Origin of the sequence: Pseudomonas viridiflava (assembly GCF_003702045.1) — a bacterium.
GTDB lineage: Bacteria > Pseudomonadota > Gammaproteobacteria > Pseudomonadales > Pseudomonadaceae > Aquipseudomonas > Aquipseudomonas viridiflava_C.
Genome location: NZ_RBTP01000069.1, coordinates 279442 through 303377, shown reverse-complemented (window position 1 = coordinate 303377; position 23936 = coordinate 279442). Strand labels below are relative to the sequence as shown.

The window sequence follows — 23936 nt, the reverse complement described above, 5'->3', positions numbered from 1 at the left end:
TAATCAAATGAAGTCTGCGGCACACATAAGAATCGGTTATTTTCAAGCCCTCTGATAAGCGAACGGATCTTGAAAAATACAGAGGACTGCTTAAGTGACGGGCGGGCATCTTTTTTGGAGAAACCTGCGACAGTTTTAACTCTCAAAAATTATTTATATCCCGCCCTGTGGATAACTATTCCACCGTTACCGACTTAGCCAGATTCCGCGGCTGGTCCACATCCGTGCCTTTCAGCACCGCCACGTAGTAAGAGAGCAGCTGCAGCGGAATGGTGTACAGAATCGGGGCCAAGGCGTCGATGATGTGCGGCATTGCCACAACGTGGGTGCCTTCACCGTTTTTCATGCCGGCCTGTTCGTCGGCGAACACCACCAGTTCTCCGCCCCGCGCGCGGACTTCCTGCAGGTTGGATTTGAGTTTTTCCAGCAGTTCGTTGTTCGGCGCGACGGTGACCACCGGCATGTCGGCGTCGACCAACGCCAGCGGGCCGTGTTTGAGTTCGCCGGCCGGGTAGGCTTCGGCGTGGATGTAAGAGATCTCCTTGAGCTTGAGCGCGCCTTCCATCGCGACCGGGAATTGCGCGCCGCGTCCGAGGAATAGGGTGTGGTGTTTCTCGGCGAACAGCTCAGCAACTTTCTCGACGGTGGTGTCCATCGCCAAGGCTTCACCCAGACGGGTGGGCAGGCGGCGCAGTTCGTCGACCAGTTGCGCTTCGACGCCCTCTTCCAGCGAGCCTTTGACCTGGCCCAATGAAAGGGTCAGCAGCAGCAAGGCGACCAACTGGGTGGTGAAGGCCTTGGTGGAGGCCACGCCGATTTCCGGTCCGGCCTGGGTGAGCAGAGTCAGGTCGGATTCGCGCACCAGCGAGCTGATGCCCACGTTGCAGATCGCAAGGCTGGCCAGAAAGCCCAATTCTTTGGCGTTACGCAGAGCGGCCAGGGTGTCGGCGGTTTCGCCGGACTGGGAGATGGAGACGAACAGGGTGTCAGGCTGAACCACGACCTTGCGGTAACGGAATTCACTGGCGACTTCGACCTGGCAAGGGATCCCGGCCAGACCTTCGAGCCAGTAACGCGCGACCATGCCGGCGTGATAGCTGGTGCCGCACGCCACGATTTGCACGTTGCGCACCTTGGCGAACAGTTCGGCAGCCTGTGGACCGAATGCGTGAACCAGCACTTGCTGCTGACCCAGACGTCCTTCCAGCGTGCGCTGCACGACCTTGGGCTGCTCGTGAATTTCCTTGAGCATGAAATGGCGATACGCGCCCTTGTCAGCGGCTTCGGCCCCTTCGTGGTATTGCACGACTTCACGCTCGACCGGCAGACCGTCCACGGTCCAGATCTGTACGCTGTCGCGGCGAATCTCGGCAATGTCGCCTTCTTCCAGATACATGAAACGGTCAGTGACCTGACGCAATGCAAGCTGGTCGGACGCGAGGAAATTCTCGCCCAGGCCCATGCCGATTACCAACGGGCTGCCACTGCGTGCCGCCAGCAGACGATCCGGTTGGGCAGCGCTAATCACCGCCAGACCATAGGCACCGTGCAGTTCTTTGACCGCAGCTTTCAAGGCAACAGCCAAATCCGGCGTGTCCTTGAGCTTGTGGTGCAACAGGTGAACGATGACTTCGGTATCGGTATCGGACGAGAACACGTAACCCAGCGCTTTAAGCTCCTCACGCAGGGCTTCGTGGTTCTCGATGATGCCGTTGTGAACAACGGCCAGTTCGTTGCCCGAGAAATGGGGGTGGGCGTTACGCTCGCAGGGCGCACCGTGCGTGGCCCAGCGGGTGTGGGCGATGCCAAGACGGCCGACCAGAGGCTCGCCTGCCAGTGCCTGCTCAAGTTCACTGACCTTGCCCGAACGACGACGGCGCTCAAGAATGCCCTCGTTGCTGAAAACGGCCACACCTGCGCTGTCATAGCCGCGGTATTCAAGACGTTTCAGGCCTTCGAGCAAAATGGCCGTGATATTACGTTCAGCGACTGCGCCGACGATTCCACACATGGTTCTCTCCTAGCTGACAGCGGCACAAATCAGATTGATGCCGCGGGCCTGTATCTGGTCGCGCGCCTCGGTGGGCAGACGATCATCGGTAATAAGGGTATGGATACTGCTCCAGGGCAGCTCCAGATTGGGGATCTTGCGGCCAACCTTGTCGGCTTCGACCATGACAACGACTTCACGGGCAACTTCAGCCATGACGCGGCTCAGGCCCAGTAACTCGTTGAAGGTCGTGGTACCACGGATCAGATCGATGCCGTCGGCACCGATGAACAACTGATCGAAATCGTACGAACGAAGCACTTGTTCAGCGACCTGCCCCTGAAAGGATTCGGAGTGCGGGTCCCATGTTCCGCCGGTCATCAACAGAACGGGCTCATGCTCCAGATCGGTCAGGGCGCGTGCGACGTGCAGCGAGTTAGTCATCACCACCAAGCCGGGCTGCGCGCCCAGTTCGGGGATAAGCGCTGCGGTGGTGCTGCCACTGTCCACAATGATACGGGCATGCTCGCGAATACGGGTGACCGCAGCGCGAGCTATGGCTTGTTTGTACTTTGAAACGGGTTGGGTGCCTTCGCTGATCAGCTCATGCGGCAACGTGACGGCACCACCGTAGCGGCGCAGTAGCAAGCCATTGGTTTCGAGTGCGGCCAAATCCTTTCGAATCGTAACTTCTGAAGTTTCAAAGCGCTTTGCCAAATCGTCCACGCTGACTTCGCCCTGCTCGTTGAGCAAGGCAAGGATGTTATGGCGACGTTGGGGTGTATTGCGCTTCGACATGAAAACCTTAAATTTCGATTCGAAAGATAACGAAGGCAATCAAAACCTATTTGGGAGGATTGGTCAAGCGTCACAAGGGTTCACTGTGGGCTGGCATGTAAAAGGGATTGCGGACAAATAGAGGATTATGGGAGGCGACTTGTCTGGCGCCATCGCCAGCAAGACGCCTCCCACAAATGACGCTTACTCAGTAAGTTACGTTAATGATCGTTGTCCCTGCTTGGTAACGCCGCTCAGGACGCTCCGCGTCCGCTCTAAATGCGACGCTGGGCGTCCGGAACGGCGTTACCACGCGAAGCGTAAGGAACGATCCGAATGTGGCAGGCTGTGGATAACTAGTCCTTCTTGATTTTCACCGGACGCTTCCAGCCGTCGATATTGCGCTGGCGTGCGCGAGCGACGCCCAATTGTTCCGCAGGAACTGTTTGGGTGATGGTCGACCCGGCTGCGGTGGTCGCGCCATCGCAGATATCCACAGGTGCCACCAGCGAGTTGTTGGAGCCAATGAACACGTCAGTGCCCAACACCGTGCGGTGTTTGTTGGCGCCATCGTAGTTGCAGGTGATAGTGCCAGCTCCAATGTTGGTGCGTGCCCCCACTTCAGCGTCGCCCAAATAAGTCAGGTGACCGACCTTCGCGCCTTCACCCAGCTCAGCATTCTTCAACTCAACAAAGTTACCCACATGCGCCTTGGCACCCAGCACGCTGCCGGGACGCAGACGGGCGAAAGGACCGGCATCGCTGCCCTCGCCCAGCACCGCGCCTTCAATATGACTGTTGGCTTTCACGACAACGCCTTTGCGCAGCGTACTGTCCTTGATGACGCAGTTGGGGCCGATGATCACGTCGTCTTCGATCACGACGTTGCCTTCCAGCACCACGTTGATGTCGATAAGCACATCACGGCCGACGCTCACATGTCCGCGAACATCGAAACGCAACGGATCGCGCAGGGTAACGCCAACAGCCATCAGACGACGGGCTTCGCGCAACTGGTAATGGCGCTCAAGCTCGGAGAGCTGCTTGCGGTCATTGGCGCCCTGCACTTCCATCGCGTCGATCGGCTGTTCAGTGGCGACCACCAGACCGTCATTCACGGCCATAGCAATCACGTCTGTCAGGTAATACTCACCTTGCGCGTTGTTATTGGACAGGCGCCCCAGCCATTCGGCCAGACGCTTACCTGGAACCGCGAGAATACCGGTATTGCCTTCAGTGATCGCCTTCTGGGCTTCGGTTGCGTCCTTGTGCTCGACGATGGCGGACACACGACCTTGCGCGTCACGCACGATGCGGCCGTAGCCCGTCGGGTCTTCAAGGGTGACGGTCAATAGACCCAATTGCTCAGGGGTAACAAGCTTGAGAAGACGTTGCAGGGTGTCGACTTCGATCAGCGGCACGTCGCCGTACAGGATCAGGACGGTTTCAGCCGTCAACGCCGGGGTGGCCTGAGCCACCGCATGGCCTGTGCCCAGCTGCTTGTCTTGCATGACGAAATTAAGGTCATCCGCTGCAAGGCGTTCGCGCACCACATCGGCACCATGACCGATCACCACATGGATGCCAGCTGGGGATAACTGACGTGCGCTGTGGATAACATGACCGAGCATGGAGTTGCCCGCGACCGGGTGAAGCACTTTCGGCAGGGCCGAACGCATCCGGGTACCTTGGCCAGCAGCAAGAATAACGATATCGAGAGACATGAGGACTACCAACTGAGCGGCGCGGCAATCAAGGCCTGCGGCCGGGGACGGGCGTATTTTGAAAAAGAAAAAGGGTAGCCGAGGCTACCCTTTTTCTCAATCGCGCATATGAAGCAGCGGGGTTAGCCGCCAAACTTCTTGCGAATTTGCTGAACGGTACGCAGCTGGGCTGCGGCCTCGGCCAGACGAGCAGTTGCAGATCCGTAGTCGAAGTCTGCGCCTTTCTCGTTCAGGGCCTTCTCGGCAGCCTTTACGGCTGCTTGAGCAGAGGCTTCGTCCAGGTCGGCAGCACGTTGCACAGTATCGGCAAGCACCTTGACCATGTTCGGCTGAACCTCAAGGAAACCACCGGAGATGTAGAACACCTCGGCTTCCCCACCCTGCTTGATCAAGCGGATCGGGCCCGGCTTCAGATCAGTGATCAGCGGCGCGTGGCCTGGAGCGATACCGATATCACCCAGGTTACCGTGCGCAATCACCATCTCGACCAGACCGGAGAAGATTTCCCCTTCCGCGCTGACGATGTCGCAATGGACTGTCATAGCCATTTGCTTGCCTCAACCTGATTAGCGCCCGTTGCCGGGCGCCGGGATTACAGTTTCTTGGCTTTCTCGATCGCTTCTTCGATGCCGCCGACCATGTAGAACGCTTGTTCTGGCAGGTGGTCGTAGTCACCGTTGAGGATGCCTTTGAAGCCAGCAATGGTGTCTTTCAGGGAAACGTATTTACCCGAAGCACCGGTGAAGACTTCTGCCACGAAGAAAGGCTGGGACAGGAAGCGCTGGATCTTACGAGCACGGTTAACCAACTGCTTGTCGGTCTCCGACAGCTCGTCCATACCCAGGATCGCGATGATGTCTTTCAGCTCTTTGTAACGCTGCAACACGTACTGAACGCCGCGAGCGGTGTCGTAGTGTTCCTGGCCGATAACGTTCGGGTCCAGCTGGCGCGAAGTCGAGTCGAGTGGATCGACCGCAGGGTAGATACCCAGGGAGGCGATGTCACGGGACAGTACGACGGTTGCGTCCAAGTGGGCAAACGTGGTCGCTGGCGACGGGTCAGTCAAGTCATCCGCCGGTACGTATACCGCCTGGATCGAGGTGATCGAACCGTTCTTGGTCGAAGTGATGCGCTCTTGCAGAGTACCCATCTCTTCAGCCAGGGTCGGCTGGTAACCTACTGCGGAAGGCATACGGCCCAGCAGTGCGGATACTTCAGTACCGGCCAGTGTGTAACGGTAGATGTTGTCGACGAACAGCAGAACGTCGTTACCTTCGTCACGGAACTTCTCGGCCATGGTCAGGCCGGTCAGGGCTACGCGCAGACGGTTACCCGGCGGCTCGTTCATCTGGCCGTAGACCAGAGCAACCTTGTCCAGTACGTTGGAATCCTTCATCTCGTGGTAGAAGTCGTTACCCTCACGAGTACGCTCACCCACACCGGCGAACACGGAATAACCGCTGTGCTCGATGGCGATGTTACGGATCAGTTCCATCATGTTTACGGTCTTGCCGACACCGGCACCACCGAACAGACCGACTTTACCGCCTTTGGCAAACGGGCAAACCAGGTCGATAACCTTGATGCCTGTTTCCAGCAGATCGTTGCCGCCCGCTTGCTCAGCGAAGGTTGGCGCAGGACGGTGAATGCCCCAGCGTTCTTCGGTGGCGATCGGACCAGCTTCGTCAATCGGGTTGCCCAGTACGTCCATGATCCGGCCCAGCGTCGCTTTACCGACCGGTACGGAGATGGCTGCGCCAGAGTCTGTTACTTCCAGACCACGCTTCAAGCCCTCGGTGGAGCCCATCGCAATGGTACGAACCACGCCGTCGCCCAGCTGCTGCTGAACTTCCAGGGTGGTTTCGGCCGCGCTCTGTACTTTCAGCGCGTTGTAGATACTCGGTACGCTATCGCGTGGAAATTCCACGTCGATCACGGCGCCGATGATTTGAACGATACGTCCGCTACTCATTAGCTGGTTCCTCTAATATTTGAACCGTTAAACCGCGGCAGCGCCGCCGACGATTTCCGAGATCTCTTGGGTGATCGCTGCCTGACGCGCCTTGTTATAGATCAGCTGCAAATCGCTGATCAGATCACCGGCGTTGTCGGTGGCGTTCTTCATTGCAATCATCCGCGCCGCTTGTTCAGCTGCGTTGTTCTCGACCACCGCCTGGTACACCTGCGACTCAACGTAGCGAACCATCAAGCCATCGAGCAGCTCTTTGGCATCGGGTTCGTAGAGATAGTCCCAGTGGTGCTTGAGTTCTTGATCCGGGGTTGCCACCAGCGGAATCAACTGCTCCACCGTTGGCTGTTGCGTCATGGTGTTGATGAACTTGTTGGATACCACGGACAGGCGATCAATACGGCCATCCAGGTAGGCATCCAGCATCACCTTGACGCTGCCGATCAAGTCATTGATCGACGGCTCTTCGCCCAGGTGGCTGATTGCAGCGACGACGTTACCGCCGAAGTTGCGGAAAAATGCCGCACCTTTGCTGCCAACCACGCACAGATCAATCTCTACGCCGTTTTCACGGTTTACCGCCATGTCCTTGACCAAAGCCTTGAACAGGTTGGTATTCAAGCCGCCGCACAGACCACGGTCACTGCTCACTACGACATAACCGACACGCTTTACTTCGCGCTCGATCATGAACGGGTGGCGATATTCCGGGTTAGCGTTGGCAAGATGACCAATCACCTGGCGGATACGATCCGCGTAAGGACGGCTAGCAGCCATGCGCATTTGAGCCTTGCGCATTTTGCTGACCGCCACTTTTTCCATGGCGCTGGTGATCTTTTGCGTGCTTTTGATGCTCGCAATCTTGCTGCGAATCTCTTTTGCGCCTGCCATGTAACACCTATCAGGTTAGCAAGCGGGAGCCTTCCGGCCCCCGCTGCGGCTTACCAGGTTTGGGTGGCCTTGAACTTCTCGATGCCGGCTTTCATGCCAGAATCGATTTCGTCATTGAAGTCACCCTTCACGTTGATCTTCGCCATCAAATCGGCGTGATCGCGGTTGAAGTAAGCAATCAGCGCTTGTTCAAAGCTGCCAATCTTGGCGATTTCGATGTCGGTCAGGAACCCACGCTCAGCGGCATACAGCGACAGCGCCATGTCAGCGATCGACATTGGTGCGTATTGCTTCTGCTTCATCAGCTCGGTAACGCGCTGACCATGCTCAAGTTGCTTACGGGTCGCTTCGTCCAGGTCAGAAGCGAACTGGGCGAATGCCGCCAGTTCACGGTACTGAGCCAGAGCGGTACGGATACCACCGGAGAGCTTCTTGATGATCTTGGTCTGAGCGGCACCACCCACACGAGATACCGAAACACCGGCGTTCACAGCTGGACGGATGCCAGAGTTGAACATGGCCGATTCCAGGAAGATCTGACCGTCGGTGATGGAAATCACGTTGGTCGGAACGAACGCGGAAACGTCGCCAGCCTGGGTTTCGATGATCGGCAATGCGGTCAGGGAACCGGTTTTGCCGGTCACTGCGCCATTGGTGAACTTCTCTACGTACTCTTCGGAAACACGCGATGCGCGCTCCAGCAGACGGGAGTGGAGATAGAACACGTCACCTGGGTAGGCTTCACGGCCTGGTGGACGGCGCAGCAGCAGGGAAATCTGGCGGTAAGCCACTGCCTGCTTGGACAGATCGTCATAAACGATCAGCGCGTCTTCACCGCGGTCGCGGAAGAATTCACCCATGGTGCAACCCGAGTACGGTGCAAGGAACTGCAGCGCAGCGGATTCGGAAGCACTTGCAGCCACGACGATGGTGTTAGCCAGTGCGCCGTTTTCTTCGAGCTTGCGAACAACGTTGGCAATGGTCGATTGCTTCTGACCGATGGCTACGTAGACGCAGAAGATGCCGCTGTCTTTCTGGTTGATGATTGCGTCGATGGCCAGAGCGGTCTTACCGATCTGACGGTCACCGATGATCAGCTCACGCTGGCCACGGCCGACTGGAATCATGGCATCGACAGCCTTGTAGCCAGTCTGTACAGGCTGGTCTACCGACTTACGCCAGATCACGCCTGGAGCAACTTTCTCGACCGCATCGGTCTCGGTGTTGTTCAGCGGACCTTTGCCGTCGACTGGGTTGCCCAATGCATCGACTACGCGGCCCAGCAGTTCCTTACCAACCGGAACCTCCAGGATGCGGCCAGTGCATTTAGCGCTCATGCCTTCAGCCAGAGTCGTGTAAGCGCCCAGTACAACGGCACCCACGGAGTCTTGCTCAAGGTTCAGCGCCATACCGTAGACGCCGTCCGGAAACTCGATCATCTCGCCGTACATTACGTCGGCCAGACCGTGAATCCGCACGATACCGTCAGACACGCTGACGACTGTGCCTTCGTTACGGGCTTGGGAGGTGACATCGAGCTTCTCGATGCGACCCTTGATGATTTCACTTATTTCGGAAGGATTGAGTTGCTGCATTGCTCTGCTGCCCCTTCAAACTCAAGATTTCAATGCTTCGGCTAGTTTCGCGATTTTGCCGCGAACTGAGCCATCGATAACCAGGTCGCCGGCGCGGATTACGACACCACCGATAAGGGTGGCATCCTCCGCAGCATGCAGGCGCACTTCCCGGCCGAGCCGTGCACTGAGAACCTTGGCGAGTTTGTCTTGCTGTTCTTGGTTCAATGCGAAAGCACTGGTGACATCCACATCGACCGATTTTTCCTGCTCGGCCTTGTACAGGTCGAACAGTTCGGCGATCTCCGGCAGAAGCGGGAGACGGTCGTTTTCAGCAACGACGTGGATGAAATTCTGTGCCTTGGCATCGAACTTGTCGCCACACACTTCAATAAAAGTGGTGGCCTTTTGTGCGCTCGTCAGTCGCGGGGCCTTGAGCATGCGCTGCATGGTGTCGTCTTGCGACACCGCAGCAGCCAGGCCGAGCATGGCTGACCAATTGGCCAGTTGCTGGTGGGCCTGCGCGTGCTCGAAGGCCGCCTTAGCGTAAGGTCGGGCCAACGTGGTCAGTTCTGCCATGATCGCCCTCGCTTAAATTTCAGCAGCCAGTTTGTTAACCAGCTCCGCGTGCGCGTTTTGATCGATTGTGGCACCCAGGATCTTCTCTGCGCCATTGACTGCCAAGCTACCCAACTGGGCGCGCAAGGCGTCTTTGACACCGTTCAGTTCCTGCTCGATCTCGGCCTGAGCCTGAGCCTTTACACGGTCAGCTTCAACGCGAGCCTGTTCACGGGCTTCGTCGACAATCTGAGTACCGCGTTTCTTGGCTTGCTCAATGATTTCAGCTGCTTGAGCCTTAGCTTCGCGCAGTTGCTGACCCACTTTGTCTTGGGCCAGCTCCAGGTCGCGAGCTGCTCGGGAAGCAGCGTCCAGTCCATCCGCGATCTTCTTCTGACGTTCGTGCAAAGCCGCGATGACCGGAGGCCACACGAACTTCATGCAGAACAGCACAAAAATGAAGAACGCAACGGACTGGCCAATCAGGGTTGCATTAATGTTCACGCCAACACCTCGCTCGTTCGTTGTCCATCACACCAATCAGCTCGAAAATTCGAGTGATTAGCCAGCGAGTTGACCAACGAAGGGGTTCGCAAAGGTGAAGAACAGAGCGATACCAACACCGATCATGGTCACGGCGTCGAGCAGGCCCGCTACGATGAACATTTTAACTTGCAGCATTGGAACCATTTCCGGCTGACGCGCTGCGCCTTCCAGGAACTTGCCGCCCAACAGGCCGAAACCGATTGCAGTACCCAGTGCGCCCAGGCCGATCAACAGTGCAACAGCGATAGCGGTTAGACCAACTACAGTTTCCATCTTTCCTCCCGACTTTTACGTCGTATTGGTTAGGTTTTTTTAATTAAAGCGGTAAAGCAAAATCGTTTGTTACATCAGCCCTTGCGGGCACCGTCTCGCGGCTGGCAAGACGGTCATCAGATACGCCCGGAGGCGAATCTCAATGGTTATCTTCGTGAGCCATCGACAGGTAGACGATGGTCAGCATCATGAAGATGAACGCTTGCAGGGTGATGATCAGGATGTGGAACACAGCCCAAGCCCATTGCAGAACGATACCCAGGCCGCTCAACCAGAGCAGACCGCTGCCGAACATGACGGCGATCAGGATGAATACCAGCTCGCCAGCATACATGTTGCCGAACAGACGCAGTGCCAGAGAAATCGGTTTGGCCACCAGGGTCACGAATTCCAGCAGGAAGTTGACCGGGATCAACAGTGCCTGAACGAAAATATTCTTGCTGCCGAACGGGTGAAGGGTCAGTTCGCCGATGAAGCCGCCGATGCCCTTGACCTTGATGCTGTAGAAAATGATCAGTGCGAACACGGACAGGGCCATGCCCAGGGTCGCGTTCGGATCTGTAGTCGGAACGGCACGGAATGGAATGTGCTCATCGCCGGAGATCATCATCGCCAGCTGAGGAATCCAGTCAACCGGTACAAGGTCGACGGCGTTCATCAGGAAAACCCAGACGAAAATGGTCAGGGCCAGTGGCGCGATCACCGCGCTACGGCCGTGGAAGCTGTCTTTCACACTGCCGTCGACGAACTCGACCAGCACTTCAACGAAGTTCTGCAGGGCGCCCGGCTGGCCGGAAGTCGCCTTCTTGGCCGCCATGCGGAAGATCAGAACGAAAATCAGACCCAACGCAACCGACCAGCCGAGAGTATCGACGTGGAAAGCCCAGAAACCCATTTCCTTGGCTTCTGCTGCGGTGTGGGCAAAGCCCCATTCGCCATTGGGCAGGTGCCCGAATGTCAGGTTCTGCAAGTGGTGCTGGATATAGCCCGAAGCTGTTTGCTCTGCCATGGTTGCCTCAAACGCCCTAAGGTCTCGAAAGTCTTGTTCTCGTAAGCAGGGGAGCGAACCAGTTGACCACCTGGATCAACATGAACACCCCGAAAACCGCCAGCGGTGCCAGCGGTTTCACACCTGCGAACGTCAGTGCAAAAAGCACTGCCGTCAAAATAAGTTTGCCCGCCTCGCCGGCGTAAAACGACCGGACGATGGCTTGAGCGGCTCGGGCTCCGGAAAACCGAAACGCCTTGTGAGCAAAGTATAAATTGGGCAGCCAGGCTATCAGGCCTCCGCAAAGTCCCGAATATCCCGCTACGACTCCGCGCCACTGCCACAGCGCCAACGCAGCTATCAGCAGTACGATCAATTGAGCCAGCAAAACCGGAAAAACCGCCAGGCGATGAAACGGCAAGCGGTCTGGCATGCGTGATTCCATCGCATTGGCTCCTTGGCTGTCGGTCGCCATCATCTGTAACTTGGCATAATTTGTGCCGACAAAATGCGCGCAGAGTATAGGGGCGGTTAAGTCCCTATTCAACTGTCAGGTAGTGATTTCCGACTATACGCTACAGCGCAATTGTTTCAGCGGATGTGAGCGAGCACACCTTGCAACTCGTCAAGCGAGTTGTAACGGATGACTAACTGCCCTTTTCCCTTCTGCCCATGCCGGATCTGGACTGCAGACCCTAAACGCTCGGCCAGACGCTGTTCAAGTCGACTGATATCGGGATCGGTCTTGGCCGGTTCCGCAGGGGTTTCCTTGCCGCTAAGCCATTGTCTGACCAGTGCTTCTGTCTGACGTACAGTGAGCCCTCGTGCGACAACGTGTCGCGCCCCTTCGACCTGTCGCTCTTCCGGCAAACCCAGCAGGGCGCGTGCGTGGCCCATCTCAAGGTCGCCGTGGGACAGCATTGTCTTGATGACCTCAGGCAGCGCAATGAGCCGTAACAAGTTGGCTACGCTGACCCGAGACTTGCCGACGGCATCGGCCACCTGCTGCTGGGTGAGCTGGAATTCCTGCTGCAAACGCTGCAGCGCCATCGCTTCTTCGATGGGGTTCAGGTCTTCGCGCTGAATGTTTTCGATCAGCGCCATCGCAATAGCGGTTTCATCCGGCACGTCGCGAACCATGGCCGGAATCGTTTCGACACCTGCCTGCTGGCTAGCGCGCCAGCGTCGTTCACCGGCGATGATCTCAAACCGGTTATCGCCGATCGGACGGATCACGATCGGCTGCATCACGCCTTGGGACTTGATGGATTGCGCCAGTTCTTCGAGGGCCTGAGGGTCCATGTCGCGCCTTGGCTGGTACTTGCCACGCTGAATCATGTCCAGCGGCACATGCTGCAACTCACGCTGAGGGGCCTTAATGGCCTGCTCTTCCAGCGAACTGACGGTTGGACTGCTCAGAAGTGCGTCCAACCCACGTCCGAGACCTCGTTTCTTGACGGCCATGGGAATTCCTTAGGTTGGCTGAGCGGTTTTAGCACCGCGGCGTTGACGGCGGACCAGTTCACTGGCGAGCGCCAGGTAGGCCAGCGCTCCCCGGGAGGACTTGTCATAAGCCAGCACCGGCATGCCAAAACTCGGCGCCTCGGCCAGCCGGATGTTCCTTGGGATCACGGTGTCGTATAGCTGCTCGCCAAAATGTTCCTTGAGCTGCGCCGAGACGTCGTTGATCAGACTCAGGCGCGGGTCGTACATCGTGCGCAGCAGACCTTCGATCTTCAACTGCGGATTGAGCAGTTCGCCGATCCGCTTGATGTTATCCACAAGGTCACTCAGACCTTCGAGCGCGAAATACTCGCACTGCATGGGGATAATCACGCCATCGGACGCCACCAGGGCGTTCAGCGTCAGCATCGAGAGCGATGGAGGGCAGTCGATGAGGATGTAATCGTAGTTTTCACGGATGGGCGCCAGCGCATTGCGCAGACGGCTCTCCTTCATCTGCATCTCCAGCAACACCACTTCGCCTGCAGTCAGGTCGCGGTTGGCCGGAAGCAGTTGATAACCGCCGTGCTCGGAGAACTGCATGGCCTCGGCCAGATCGCATTCCCCGATCAGCAGGTCGTAAACGGAGTTTTCGAGGTTATGTTTATCCACACCACTCCCCATGGTCGCATTGCCTTGGGGATCGAGATCGATCAACAGCACCCGTCGTTTGGTAGCAACCAGTGACGCGGCGAGGTTGATACATGTGGTGGTCTTGCCTACCCCACCTTTCTGGTTCGCTATCGCGAATACCTTAGCCATTATCGCTTGTGTTCCCAATCATGCCGTGCGGCGCAGTATCAGCAGATGGCGTTGGCCTTGGCAACCTGGAACGGTCAAGGCTTGTGCGCTATCGAGGTGAAAATCCGAGGGCAATGCTACCAGTTCGTCGGCAGGATGCAGCCCTTTCATCGCCAGCCAGCGTGTCTGGGTGTCACCCATGTGGCGAGTCCATCCGGTGAAGTCTTCCAGACTGCTGAACGCACGGGAAATGATTCCGTTGAACGGTACCTCAGGCTGGTACGTCTCGGCCCGGCTGTGGATAACTTCGAGGTTATCCAGCTTCAGCTCCAGTTTGACCTGGGTCTGGAAGCGAGTCTTTTTGCCGTTGCTGTCCAGCAGCGAGACGTTCATTTGTGGAAACATGATTGCCATCGGGATACCGGGCATGCCCCCACCGCTGCCCACGTCGAGCCAGCGCTCGCCCTCGGCACCGCCTTCCATGAAAGAAATCACACTCAGGCTGTCGAGCAGATGCCGGGACACCATCTCGTCGGGGTTACGCACAGCAGTGAGGTTGTAAGCCTTGTTCCACTTGATCAAGAGCGCCAGATAGGCCAGCAATTGCTCGTGCTGGCCCGGAGTGAGCTCTATGCCCATAGCGCGTGCGCCTGTGGATAACTCTTCGGCGTGTTGCGGAGTGACCATAGAACTCAAGCGCTTTGCTCCAACTGACGGCCGGCGCCGCGTTTTTTCAAGTGAATCATCAACAGAGAAATCGCTGCTGGCGTGACGCCTGGAATGCGCGAAGCCTGCCCGAGGGTTTCGGGACGAGTTATCCCCAGCTTGCTTTGAATTTCTTTCGACAGACCGGAAATCCCGGCGTAGTCGATGTCTTCAGGCAGTTTTGTGTCTTCGCTCGCACGCAAACGGGCGATTTCGTCCTGTTGACGATCGATGTAACCGGCGTATTTGGTCTTGATCTCCACCTGCTCGGCGACCTGTGGATCACTGCAGCCCTCACCCGTGAGGGAAATCAGACTGGCGTAATCCACTTCCGGACGTGTCAGCAGGTTGAGCAGATTGTATTCGTGGGTCAGCGGCGTGCCGAAATGCGCGGCAATGGCATCGCCTTGCTCGGTTCCTGGACGAACCCAGGTACTTTTCAGACGCTGTTCTTCCAGTGCGATGTTTTCACGTTTGGTGCAAAACGCAGCCCAGCGTGCGTCATCGACCAGTCCCAGTTCCCGACCTTTTTCAGTCAGACGCAGATCGGCGTTGTCTTCACGCAGGATCAGACGGTATTCGGCGCGAGAAGTGAACATCCGGTAAGGCTCTTGCGTACCCAAGGTGATCAGGTCGTCGACCAATACCCCGATGTAGGCTTCATCGCGACGCGGACACCAACTGTCTCGACCTTGCGCACGCAGCGCCGCGTTGGTACCGGCCAGCAAACCTTGAGCGCCCGCTTCTTCGTAACCGGTTGTGCCGTTGATCTGGCCTGCGAAAAACAGACCGCCAATCACCTTGGTTTCGAGGCTGTACTTCAGATCGCGTGGATCGAAGTAGTCATACTCGATGGCGTAGCCCGGGCGAACAATGTGCGCATTCTCCATGCCGCGAATCGAGCGAACGATCTGTAACTGCACGTCGAACGGGAGCGATGTTGAGATGCCGTTCGGGTACAGCTCGTGGGTGGTCAGACCCTCCGGCTCAATGAAGACCTGATGGCTTTCCTTGTCGGCAAAGCGATGGATCTTGTCTTCGATCGATGGGCAATAGCGCGGACCAATCCCTTCGATCACACCGGAATACATGGGTGAGCGATCAAGGTTGGACGCGATGATTTCGTGTGTCCGCGCATTGGTGTGGGTAATCCAGCAACTCACCTGTGCAGGATGTTGTTCCTTGGACCCCATGAACGACATGACGGGAATCGGTGTATCACCCGGCTGTTCGGTCATTACCGAGAAATCGACAGATCGACCATCGATACGTGGCGGCGTGCCTGTTTTCAAGCGCCCCACACGTAACGGCAGTTCGCGCAAACGGCGTGCGAGCGCGATGGATGGTGGGTCACCAGCGCGGCCACCGGAATAGTTCTGCATACCGATGTGGATAAGACCGCCCAAGAATGTGCCGGTGGTCAATACCACGGAATCGGCCATGAAGCGCAGCCCCATCTGGGTGACCACACCGCGAACCTGATCCTGCTCGACGATCAAGTCGTCGCAGGATTGCTGAAATATCCACAGGTTCGGCTGATTTTCCAGGGTTTCGCGAATCGCGGCTTTGTACAGCACGCGGTCGGCCTGCGCACGGGTTGCCCGTACGGCCGGACCTTTACGGCTGTTGAGCACGCGAAACTGAATACCGCCTTTGTCAGTGGCCATAGCCATCGCGCCGCCAAGGGCATCGATTTCTTTGACCAGATGACTCTTGCCTATGCCACCAATGGCGGGGTTGCAGCTCATCTGACCGAGGGTTTCCACGTTATGCGTCAACAGCAGGGTTTTTACACCCATGCGTGCCGACGCAAGTGCGGCCTCGGTACCGGCATGACCGCCACCGATGACGATCACTTCAAAACGGGAAGGGAAATCCACCACGCACCTCGTGCCTGTTGTCGATGGGAAATTGGGATAGCTGACAAGTATAGGGACTTCCCCCACCTGAATGAAACCCGTTGCACAAAATTTAACCAGCTGTGGAAAACTCGCGGATAAAGAAAATAAAAAGGAAAGAAAGTTTATAAAGCCTTGTTTTTATGTTTATTCTTACTGAGCTTATTTTCTGTGGATAGATCGCTACACGCCTCTATCTACTTTATGTACAGCGATTCAAAAGTCTGTGGTCATGTGCCGTTGAGGGGTTGGGATAACTGTCCTGAGCCTGTGGATTAAAGTACTACTTGTCCACAGGCGGGTTTATCTTCAGCTTTCACCCCCGGTTATCAACCGAGCTAAAGGTTGGTTATACACAGGGCTTAATTCTGAAAAAATAGCAGATTCTTGTCTGGCAACGTCGAGATTGAGTGGCGTAATGATTCCGAGGTGGGTGTATCAGGTGCCCACGGCTACGCAAAGGCGATCAATTTTTGAAAGATTGAGCCTTTGCGGGAGGGGGTATACGTAAGGTTGCTGAGGTGTGACAGCTTATCTGAAGCTGCAAAGAAACAGCTGACGCGCGCTACGTCGATGCGCGTCAGCTTTTAAAGCACTATTTTCCGATACAGAAGCTGGAAAAGATTCGGCCCAGCAGATCATCAGAGCTAAACGCACCGGTGATCTCGCCCAATGCCTGCTGCGCCTGACGCAGGTCCTCAGCCAACAGCTCTCCAGCGCCTGCAAGCGTCAATTGTGCTCTGCCGTGCTCAAGGGAGTCGCTGGCGTGGCGCAGCGCTTCAAGGTGACGACGTCGGGCGCTGAAGCTGCTTTCGGATGTTTGCTCATAGCCCATACAAGCCTTGAGGTGCTCACGCAGCAATTCAAGTCCCTCCCCTCCTGCCTTGGCACTGAGGCTGAGGGTGACATGGCCATCCGGGCTGGTTTCCAAGCCAATGACGTCGCCACTCAGGTCCGACTTGTTTCGAATCAGTGTGACCTTGGCCGGGTCTGGCCGTTGTTCGAGAAATTCGGGCCATAGCGCAAAAGGATTGCTCGCTTCTGGAGCGGTAGCGTCGACAACCAGCAGAATCCTGTCAGCCTCGCCAATAGCCTTGAGGGCACGTTGCACGCCGATCATTTCGACCTGGTCCTGCGTATCTCGCAAGCCCGCCGTATCAACTACATGCAACGGCATGCCATCGATGTGGATATGTTCGCGCAGCACATCGCGCGTGGTGCCTGCGATCTCGGTCACAATCGCAGCTTCGCGTCCTGCAAGGGCATTGAGCAGGCTGGATTTGCCGGCGTTGGGCCTTCCTGCAATCACTACCGTCATGCCATCACGCAACAACGCGCCTTGGCCGGCTTCACGCAGTACTGTGGATAACTCAGCGCGCACGCCATCAAGCATGCTCAACACATGACCATCGGCGAGAAAGTCGATTTCTTCTTCCGGAAAGTCGATCGCCGCCTCGACATAGATACGCAAGCTGATCAATTTCTCGGTCAACTTATCCACACGCTGCGAAAACGCGCCTTGCAACGATCGTAATGCGTTACGTGCAGCCTGTGCAGAACTTGCCTCGATCAAGTCAGCAATGGCTTCAGCCTGTGCCAGATCCAGCTTGTCGTTGAGAAATGCTCGTTCGCTGAATTCCCCGGGACGTGCCAGGCGGCTGCCCAATTCAAGACAACGCTGCAGCAGCATGTCCAGCACGATTGGACCGCCGTGCCCCTGTAACTCCAGTACGTCTTCGCCGGTAAAGGAGTTGGGACCCGGGAAAAACAGGGCAATTCCTTCATCCAGCACTTGGCCGGATGCATCGGCGAACGGCCCGTAATGGGCATAACGAGGTTTGGGTGTACGGCCGATGATGGCGTGTGCCGCCTTGCTGGCCAAAGGACCCGAGATACGGACGATGCCGACGCCGCCACGGCCTTGAGCTGTGGCGATAGCGGCGATGGTTTCACGAGGGACGTTCATGGTCCGGCTCCTGGACAACTGACAGATAGCAAAACGCCCCACGAGGGGGCGCTTTGTAGAACTTATTCACAGGTTAGGTCAAGCAGCCGCTTTCTTGGTAGCCGCTTCGATCTTGCGAGTGATGTAGGCCTGCTGTGCGATCGACAGGGTGTTGTTCACGACCCAGTACAGAACCAGACCGGCAGGGAACCACAGGAAGAAGAACGTGAAGATGATTGGCATCATTTTCATGACCTTGGCCTGCATCGGATCCGGCGGAGTCGGGTTCAGACGCTGCTGAATAAACATGGTTGCGCCCATGATGATCGGCAGAATGAAGAACGGGTCTTTAATCGACAGGTCGGTTATCCACAAGATCCAAGGAGCCTGACGCATTTCCACGCTTTCCAGGAGTACCCAGTACAGCGAAAGGAAAACCGGCATCTGCACAAGAATCGGCAAGCATCCACCCAGCGGGTTGATCTTCTCTTTCTTGTACAGCTCCATCATGGCCTGGGACATTTTCTGGCGATCATCGCCATGTTGTTCCTTCAGCAGCGCAAGCTTTGGAGCCACTGCGCGCATGCGGGCCATCGATTTGTAACTGGCCGCCGATAGAGGGAAGAACAGGCCCTTGATCAACATGGTCAGGACGATGATCGACCAGCCCCAGTTGCCAAGAATTGCGTGGATGTGTTGCAGCAGCCAGAAGATAGGCTGAGCAATGAACCACAGAAAGCCATAGTCGACTGTCAGTTCCAGACCTGGGGATAACTCTTTGAGTACCGCCTGGCTTTTTGGACCTGCGTACAGGGTAGCGGTCGTTTCGCCCTGGGCACCCGGAGCGACAGTCAATGTCGGGCTGGTGAACCCGATGATGTAATTGCCCTGGCTGTCTTTGCGGGTCTGAACCACGTTGCTTACATTGTGATCAGGAATCCACGCGGTCACGAAGTAGTGTTGCAACCAGGCAACCCAGCCACCTTGAACGGTTTCTTTGACCTGGCCCTTGTCGATATCTTTCATCGACACTTTTTTGTAGGGCTCCGCAGCAGTCCACAGTGCCGCACCCAGATAAGTGGCGGTACCGGTCGCTGTGGTCGACGATGGATCGGAACTGGCGTCGCGCTTCAGTTGCGCGAACAGGTTACCGGACCAAGGCTGCGCGCTCTGGTTATCCACAACGTAAGTCACGACCAGGTCGTAGAGACCGCGTTTAAACGTGAAGCGCTTGATGTAATTGACGCCGTTTTCCGAAAACTTCAGGTCAACGACCATATCGTTCTGGCCGTCAGCCAGTTGATAAGTCTTTTGCGCAGACGTGTAAACCGGACGACCGGCAGCGCGAGCATCGGGACCGTTGGTGCCTGTCAGGCCACTTTGTGCCAGAAAAGTACGTTCGCCGCCGTTGTCAAACAACTGAAACGGGACATCGGGACGGTCCTGACGGCGCGGATAAAGAGGCAGACGGAGTTGAACAACGTCACCACCTACCGGATCGATCGCAAGATCGAGCACATCGGTCTTGACCTGGATAAGGTCTTTGCTGGCTACGGCCGGAGTCTCAAGAGGAGCCGCGGCATTGGTTGCATTGGCGCTAGGAACATCGGCGCTGGCAGAACCATTATTACCAGCAGCCGTATCCGGAATGCCCGGTGCGGAATTGCTGGTTGCAACACTCTGGGTCGGCATGGCTGCCTGACCGTAGTCCTGGTTCCATTTCAGAACCCCGACGTAGGTCACGATTGCCAGGGCGACGATCAGGATCGTGCGTTTAATATCCATGATTACTCGGCCATCGAAGAAGAACGGGAGGTGGGGACAGGTGGAACCGGGTCATAACCACCGGGATTCCACGGATGACAGCGACCCAAGCGGCGCATTGCCAGCCAGCCGCCGCGTAGAAGGCCATGATTATCGATGGCTTCATACGCGTAGCAGGAGCAACTGGGGTAGAAACGACAGTGACTGGCCATCAGCGGGCTAATGGCATAGCGATAAAACTGGATCGGAACGAGCGCCAGTTTACGCATCGGGACTGTCCACCCCTGCAGGTTCGGATTTTGCCTGAGGAGCAGGTTGGCTACGTGCCAGTCTTTTCCACAGCTTGCCGAAATGCTGAATCAGTTCAGGGTTTTCTACATCACCCAAACCTTTACGCGCGACGATAACGATATCCCAGCCCACCAAACTGTCTTGGTGCTGGCGAAATGATTCGCGCATCAGGCGTTTCAAACGATTGCGCTCAACGGAGAGCTTGACGCTCTTTTTACCTATCACCAGCCCCAGGCGGGGATGATCAAGGTCGTTGTTGCGCGCAAGGAGCAGGAGATTTTTCCCCGGAACCTTGCCGGTAGGGGAGTCAAAGACTGCCTTGAAATGCCGGGGAGTGAGCAAACGCTTTTCCCGACTGAAGTCTCGACTCACCTCCTGTGCCGATTTATCAAACTGCCAGACGCTTACGGCCTTTGGCGCGACGACGCGACAGGACTGCACGGCCGTTTTTGGTGGCCATACGTGCACGGAAACCGTGGGTGCGGGCGCGCTTGATAGTGCTGGGTTGGAAAGTACGTTTCATGGCGTGTTACCTGGTTCGTCCACTACGGGCCGGAATGGCCCCCGTTTTAAGAGACCGGGGATTCTAGAGAAAGCGGGCCCGCAGGTCAATTTCCAACCAGCTTTTCTTCATTGGCCTCCTATATGGGTAATCAGCCCCTCCACGTAATGTGCTTAGCCTCTTCACGCTTGCTCAGTTATAGAAATAAAAAGAGAGAATATTTAAAGCTTTTTTATAACGCTTATAACTCTTACGTGAAGGATATCTGTGGATAACATTCTGAGAGCCCCGTGTATCGTGCTGTACAGCGTTTCAAAAGGTTGTCGAGAAACGGTGCCCTGCCTGTGCTGCGCCGTCGGAAAAGCTGTGCATGAAACGCCATGTTATCCACAGAGCGGTTATCCACAGACTTTCGACCCGACTTATGCAATGGGCTGAAGCCTTGTTATCCACAGAGCTTATGCACATACCGTTCGTCGTCTATGGGTGAGCTAAATCGATGATTTATAGCGGACTGTTAGCAACCTACATGTGGATAAGTCTTCGCCGGATCGTTACAATGGCGGCTGTTTTTGCCTCACCGGCTTTCAACTTAGGGGATGTCCGTGTCAGTGGAACTTTGGCAGCAGTGCGTGGAGCTTTTGCGCGATGAGCTGCCTGCCCAGCAATTCAACACCTGGATCCGTCCGCTACAGGTCGAAGCCGAAGGCGACGAGTTGCGTGTCTATGCACCAAACCGTTTTGTGCTTGATTGGGTAAACGAAAAATACCTCGGCCGCTTGCTGGAACTTCTTGGCGAACACGGCCAAGGTGTGGCGCCAGCTCTTTCCTTATTAATAGGAAGCAAGCGCAGCTCTGCGCCCCGTGCCGCCCCGAACGCGCCTTTGGCCGCGGCGGCTTCGCAGGCGCTGTCCGCCAGTTCGGCGAACAATGCGCAGGTGACGGCACCGGCTGCAGCGTCCGTTGCGCAAGCCGCTTCGCCCTCTCCTGCTCAAGAGTCTGTAAGCCATAGCGAGCCCTCGCGTGACAGTTTCGATCCGATGGCGGGGGCAAGTTCTCAACAGGCACCGGCAAGGGCCGAACAACGCACCGTGCAGGTTGAAGGTGCGCTCAAGCACACCAGTTATCTGAACCGCACGTTCACGTTCGAGAATTTTGTCGAAGGTAAATCCAACCAGCTGGCACGTGCTGCCGCCTGGCAGGTCGCCGACAATCCGAAGCACGGTTACAACCCGCTCTTCCTTTATGGCGGTGTGGGTCTCGGTAAAACGCACTTGATGCACGCTGTGGGTAACCACCTGCTCAAGAAGAACCCGAACGCGAAGGTCGTTTACCTGCATTCGGAGCGTTTCGTTGCCGACATGGTCAAGGCGTTGCAGCTCAATGCGATCAATGAATTCAAGCGTTTTTACCGCTCGGTCGATGCGCTGCTGATCGATGACATCCAATTCTTCGCACGTAAAGAGCGCTCGCAGGAAGAGTTTTTCCACACCTTCAACGCGTTGTTGGAAGGCGGGCAGCAGGTCATTTTGACCAGTGACCGCTACCCCAAGGAAATCGAGGGGCTGGAAGAGCGTCTCAAGTCGCGCTTCGGCTGGGGCCTGACGGTCGCCGTCGAGCCGCCCGAGCTTGAGACCCGCGTAGCCATTCTCATGAAGAAGGCAGACCAGGCCAAGGTCGATCTGCCCCACGATGCCGCGTTTTTCATCGCGCAACGTATTCGCTCCAATGTCCGTGAACTCGAAGGTGCGTTGAAGCGCGTCATTGCGCACTCGCACTTCATGGGGCGTGACATCACGATCGAACTGATTCGTGAATCGTTGAAGGACTTGCTCGCGCTTCAGGACAAACTCGTCAGTGTGGATAACATTCAGCGCACGGTGGCTGAGTATTACAAGATCAAGATCTCCGATCTGCTGTCCAAGCGTCGCTCCCGTTCCGTCGCGCGGCCTAGACAGGTCGCGATGGCGCTATCCAAGGAACTGACTAACCACAGTTTGCCTGAAATCGGCGACGTGTTTGGTGGCCGGGACCATACGACTGTTCTGCACGCGTGCCGAAAGATCAACGAACTCAAGGAATCCGACGCGGATATCCGCGAGGACTACAAGAACCTGCTGCGAACTCTGACCACGTGATGACGCCAGTGCAGCTTATTAAGGCAAGGGACTAGACCATGCATTTCACCATTCAACGCGAAGCCCTGTTGAAACCCCTGCAATTGGTCGCCGGCGTGGTTGAACGCCGCCAGACCTTGCCGGTGCTATCCAACGTACTGATGGTCGTGGAGGGTCAGCAGCTGTCGTTGACCGGTACTGACCTGGAAGTCGAACTGGTTGGCCGTGTGCAGCTGGAAGAACCAGCCGAGCCTGGGGAAATCACTGTTCCTGCGCGCAAGCTCATGGACATCTGCAAAAGCCTGCCCAACGACGCATTGATTGATATCAAGGTCGATGATGCCAAGTTGATCGTGAAAGCAGGACGCAGCCGCTTTACGCTGTCCACGCTGCCTGCCAACGATTTCCCAACGGTGGAAGAAGGTCCGGGCTCGCTCACGTTTCAATTGGTGCAAAGCAAACTGCGCCGCTTGATTGAACGTACCAGCTTCGCTATGGCCCAGCAGGATGTTCGCTACTACCTCAACGGCATGCTGCTTGAAGTGAGTGCGGGCGTGTTGCGTGCAGTCGCCACTGACGGTCACCGTCTGGCGATGTGTTCCATGACTGCCGACATCGAACACGCAGACCGCCATCAGGTCATCGTGCCGCGCAAAGGTATTCTTGAAATGGCACGTCTGCTCACCGAGCAGGATGGTGTCGTCAGCATCGTATTGGGCCAGCATCACATCCGTGCCACTACCGGCGAATTCACCTTTACCTCCAAACTGGTGGACGGCAAGTTCCCGGATTACGAACGTGTGCTTCCGAAAGGCGGCGACAAGCTGGTGTTGGGTGATCGCCAAGCGCTGCGCGAAGCGTTCAGCCGTACTGCGATTCTCTCCAACGAAAAGTACCGGGGTATTCGTCTTCAACTGGCCAATGGTCAACTGAAGATTCAGGCCAACAACCCTGAGCAGGAAGAAGCCGAAGAAGAGATCGGCGTCGAGTACAACGGTGGCTCTCTGGAGATTGGTTTCAACGTGAGCTACCTGCTCGACGTATTGGGGGTGATGACCACCGAACAGGTTCGCTTGATTCTGTCCGACTCCAATAGCAGTGCGCTGGTGCAGGAATCGGACAACGACGATTCGGCGTACGTTGTCATGCCGATGCGTCTGTAACCCATGTCCAGCGAAAC

General features: G+C 56.6%; 23 protein-coding genes. 2 read left to right on the top strand and 21 right to left on the bottom strand.

Features of this window, described 5'->3' with window-relative positions; genetic code table 11:
* Positions 1 to 175: 175 nt before the first annotated feature.
* From glmS to rpmH, 21 genes are all read right to left on the bottom strand, one after another.
* Entirely contained in the window at positions 176 to 2011 is a 1836-nt protein-coding gene (gene glmS, locus ALP40_RS22150; protein WP_122210287.1) for a glutamine--fructose-6-phosphate transaminase (isomerizing), read from the bottom strand.
* 9 nt (positions 2012 to 2020) lie between these two features.
* The gene (locus tag ALP40_RS22145) at positions 2021 to 2788 is read right to left on the bottom strand and encodes a DeoR/GlpR family DNA-binding transcription regulator (protein WP_122210286.1); all 768 of its coding nucleotides are present in this window, start codon (positions 2786 to 2788) and stop codon (positions 2021 to 2023) included.
* A gap of 335 nt (positions 2789 to 3123) precedes the next feature.
* Positions 3124 to 4491 (bottom strand): bifunctional UDP-N-acetylglucosamine diphosphorylase/glucosamine-1-phosphate N-acetyltransferase GlmU, encoded by a 1368-nt coding sequence (glmU, locus tag ALP40_RS22140; RefSeq protein WP_122210285.1) that lies wholly within the window; start codon positions 4489 to 4491, stop codon positions 3124 to 3126.
* A gap of 122 nt (positions 4492 to 4613) precedes the next feature.
* On the bottom strand, positions 4614 to 5039 hold the full coding sequence (locus ALP40_RS22135) for a F0F1 ATP synthase subunit epsilon (RefSeq protein ID WP_004882435.1): 426 nt from the start codon (positions 5037 to 5039) through the stop codon (positions 4614 to 4616).
* 44 nt (positions 5040 to 5083) lie between these two features.
* Positions 5084 to 6463 carry a F0F1 ATP synthase subunit beta gene (atpD, locus tag ALP40_RS22130; RefSeq protein ID WP_025996049.1) on the bottom strand — a complete coding sequence of 460 codons (1380 nt, stop codon included), beginning with the start codon at positions 6461 to 6463 and terminating at the stop codon, positions 5084 to 5086.
* 27 nt (positions 6464 to 6490) lie between these two features.
* Positions 6491 to 7351 carry a F0F1 ATP synthase subunit gamma gene (gene atpG / locus ALP40_RS22125; protein WP_004882437.1) on the bottom strand — a complete coding sequence of 287 codons (861 nt, stop codon included), beginning with the start codon at positions 7349 to 7351 and terminating at the stop codon, positions 6491 to 6493.
* A gap of 50 nt (positions 7352 to 7401) precedes the next feature.
* Entirely contained in the window at positions 7402 to 8946 is a 1545-nt protein-coding gene (atpA, locus tag ALP40_RS22120) for a F0F1 ATP synthase subunit alpha (protein WP_025996048.1), read from the bottom strand.
* A 21-nt stretch (positions 8947 to 8967) separates the two neighbouring features.
* A complete protein-coding gene (locus ALP40_RS22115; RefSeq protein WP_122210284.1) occupies positions 8968 to 9504 on the bottom strand; it encodes a F0F1 ATP synthase subunit delta in 537 nt (178 codons plus the stop codon).
* Between the two features lie 12 nt (positions 9505 to 9516).
* Positions 9517 to 9987 carry a F0F1 ATP synthase subunit B gene (locus ALP40_RS22110; protein WP_004882440.1) on the bottom strand — a complete coding sequence of 157 codons (471 nt, stop codon included), beginning with the start codon at positions 9985 to 9987 and terminating at the stop codon, positions 9517 to 9519.
* A gap of 57 nt (positions 9988 to 10044) precedes the next feature.
* Positions 10045 to 10302 carry a F0F1 ATP synthase subunit C gene (atpE, locus tag ALP40_RS22105; RefSeq protein WP_002555987.1) on the bottom strand — a complete coding sequence of 86 codons (258 nt, stop codon included), beginning with the start codon at positions 10300 to 10302 and terminating at the stop codon, positions 10045 to 10047.
* A gap of 139 nt (positions 10303 to 10441) precedes the next feature.
* The gene (gene atpB / locus ALP40_RS22100; protein ID WP_122210283.1) at positions 10442 to 11311 is read right to left on the bottom strand and encodes a F0F1 ATP synthase subunit A; all 870 of its coding nucleotides are present in this window, start codon (positions 11309 to 11311) and stop codon (positions 10442 to 10444) included.
* A 16-nt stretch (positions 11312 to 11327) separates the two neighbouring features.
* On the bottom strand, positions 11328 to 11735 hold the full coding sequence (locus ALP40_RS22095; protein ID WP_004882442.1) for a F0F1 ATP synthase subunit I: 408 nt from the start codon (positions 11733 to 11735) through the stop codon (positions 11328 to 11330).
* 146 nt (positions 11736 to 11881) lie between these two features.
* Positions 11882 to 12754 carry a ParB/RepB/Spo0J family partition protein gene (locus ALP40_RS22090; protein WP_122210282.1) on the bottom strand — a complete coding sequence of 291 codons (873 nt, stop codon included), beginning with the start codon at positions 12752 to 12754 and terminating at the stop codon, positions 11882 to 11884.
* Between the two features lie 9 nt (positions 12755 to 12763).
* A complete protein-coding gene (locus ALP40_RS22085; RefSeq protein ID WP_083184967.1) occupies positions 12764 to 13555 on the bottom strand; it encodes a ParA family protein in 792 nt (263 codons plus the stop codon).
* An 18-nt stretch (positions 13556 to 13573) separates the two neighbouring features.
* A complete protein-coding gene (gene rsmG, locus ALP40_RS22080) occupies positions 13574 to 14230 on the bottom strand; it encodes a 16S rRNA (guanine(527)-N(7))-methyltransferase RsmG (RefSeq protein WP_181115376.1) in 657 nt (218 codons plus the stop codon).
* A complete protein-coding gene (gene mnmG / locus ALP40_RS22075; RefSeq protein WP_122210390.1) occupies positions 14227 to 16119 on the bottom strand; it encodes a tRNA uridine-5-carboxymethylaminomethyl(34) synthesis enzyme MnmG in 1893 nt (630 codons plus the stop codon). The genes rsmG and mnmG overlap by 4 nt, the downstream gene beginning before the upstream one ends.
* Before the next feature lie 613 nt (positions 16120 to 16732).
* Positions 16733 to 18103 carry a tRNA uridine-5-carboxymethylaminomethyl(34) synthesis GTPase MnmE gene (gene mnmE / locus ALP40_RS22070; protein WP_122210280.1) on the bottom strand — a complete coding sequence of 457 codons (1371 nt, stop codon included), beginning with the start codon at positions 18101 to 18103 and terminating at the stop codon, positions 16733 to 16735.
* 78 nt (positions 18104 to 18181) lie between these two features.
* Positions 18182 to 19867: a membrane protein insertase YidC gene (gene yidC, locus ALP40_RS22065; RefSeq protein WP_122210279.1), complete on the bottom strand. Its 1686-nt coding sequence runs from the start codon at positions 19865 to 19867 to the stop codon at positions 18182 to 18184.
* Between the two features lie 2 nt (positions 19868 to 19869).
* Complete coding sequence (yidD, locus tag ALP40_RS22060; RefSeq protein ID WP_004882449.1) at positions 19870 to 20115, bottom strand: membrane protein insertion efficiency factor YidD; 246 nt, start codon at positions 20113 to 20115, stop codon at positions 19870 to 19872.
* Positions 20108 to 20509 carry a ribonuclease P protein component gene (gene rnpA, locus ALP40_RS22055; RefSeq protein WP_147478351.1) on the bottom strand — a complete coding sequence of 134 codons (402 nt, stop codon included), beginning with the start codon at positions 20507 to 20509 and terminating at the stop codon, positions 20108 to 20110. The genes yidD and rnpA overlap by 8 nt, the downstream gene beginning before the upstream one ends.
* Before the next feature lie 16 nt (positions 20510 to 20525).
* On the bottom strand, positions 20526 to 20660 hold the full coding sequence (rpmH, locus tag ALP40_RS22050) for a 50S ribosomal protein L34 (protein WP_002551315.1): 135 nt from the start codon (positions 20658 to 20660) through the stop codon (positions 20526 to 20528).
* A 584-nt stretch (positions 20661 to 21244) separates the two neighbouring features.
* On the opposite strand from rpmH, the gene dnaA reads away from it, so the two are divergent.
* Entirely contained in the window at positions 21245 to 22777 is a 1533-nt protein-coding gene (dnaA, locus tag ALP40_RS22045; RefSeq protein WP_122210389.1) for a chromosomal replication initiator protein DnaA, read from the top strand.
* Positions 22778 to 22815: 38 nt separating this feature from the next.
* Entirely contained in the window at positions 22816 to 23919 is a 1104-nt protein-coding gene (dnaN, locus tag ALP40_RS22040) for a DNA polymerase III subunit beta (protein WP_122210277.1), read from the top strand.
* Positions 23920 to 23936: the final 17 nt, after the last annotated feature.

Bases quoted from the DNA above. Each gene is read 5' to 3' on its own strand.
- ALP40_RS22135 (WP_004882435.1), bottom strand. From the start codon at position 5,039: ATGGCTATGACAGTCCATTGCGACATCGTCAGCGCGGAAGGGGAAATC.
- ALP40_RS22115 (WP_122210284.1), bottom strand. From the start codon at position 9,504: ATGGCAGAACTGACCACGTTGGCCCGACCTTACGCTAAGGCGGCCTTC.
- glmS (WP_122210287.1), bottom strand. From the start codon at position 2,011: ATGTGTGGAATCGTCGGCGCAGTCGCTGAACGTAATATCACGGCCATT.
- ALP40_RS22085 (WP_083184967.1), bottom strand. From the start codon at position 13,555: ATGGCTAAGGTATTCGCGATAGCGAACCAGAAAGGTGGGGTAGGCAAG.
- atpD (WP_025996049.1), bottom strand. From the start codon at position 6,463: ATGAGTAGCGGACGTATCGTTCAAATCATCGGCGCCGTGATCGACGTG.
- atpA (WP_025996048.1), bottom strand. From the start codon at position 8,946: ATGCAGCAACTCAATCCTTCCGAAATAAGTGAAATCATCAAGGGTCGC.
- atpE (WP_002555987.1), bottom strand. From the start codon at position 10,302: ATGGAAACTGTAGTTGGTCTAACCGCTATCGCTGTTGCACTGTTGATC.
- atpG (WP_004882437.1), bottom strand. From the start codon at position 7,351: ATGGCAGGCGCAAAAGAGATTCGCAGCAAGATTGCGAGCATCAAAAGC.
- glmU (WP_122210285.1), bottom strand. From the start codon at position 4,491: ATGTCTCTCGATATCGTTATTCTTGCTGCTGGCCAAGGTACCCGGATG.
- ALP40_RS22095 (WP_004882442.1), bottom strand. From the start codon at position 11,735: ATGGAATCACGCATGCCAGACCGCTTGCCGTTTCATCGCCTGGCGGTT.
- yidD (WP_004882449.1), bottom strand. From the start codon at position 20,115: ATGCGTAAACTGGCGCTCGTTCCGATCCAGTTTTATCGCTATGCCATT.
- yidC (WP_122210279.1), bottom strand. From the start codon at position 19,867: ATGGATATTAAACGCACGATCCTGATCGTCGCCCTGGCAATCGTGACC.
- ALP40_RS22090 (WP_122210282.1), bottom strand. From the start codon at position 12,754: ATGGCCGTCAAGAAACGAGGTCTCGGACGTGGGTTGGACGCACTTCTG.
- atpB (WP_122210283.1), bottom strand. From the start codon at position 11,311: ATGGCAGAGCAAACAGCTTCGGGCTATATCCAGCACCACTTGCAGAAC.
- rpmH (WP_002551315.1), bottom strand. From the start codon at position 20,660: ATGAAACGTACTTTCCAACCCAGCACTATCAAGCGCGCCCGCACCCAC.
- ALP40_RS22145 (WP_122210286.1), bottom strand. From the start codon at position 2,788: ATGTCGAAGCGCAATACACCCCAACGTCGCCATAACATCCTTGCCTTG.
- dnaN (WP_122210277.1), top strand. From the start codon at position 22,816: ATGCATTTCACCATTCAACGCGAAGCCCTGTTGAAACCCCTGCAATTG.
- mnmE (WP_122210280.1), bottom strand. From the start codon at position 18,103: ATGAACGTCCCTCGTGAAACCATCGCCGCTATCGCCACAGCTCAAGGC.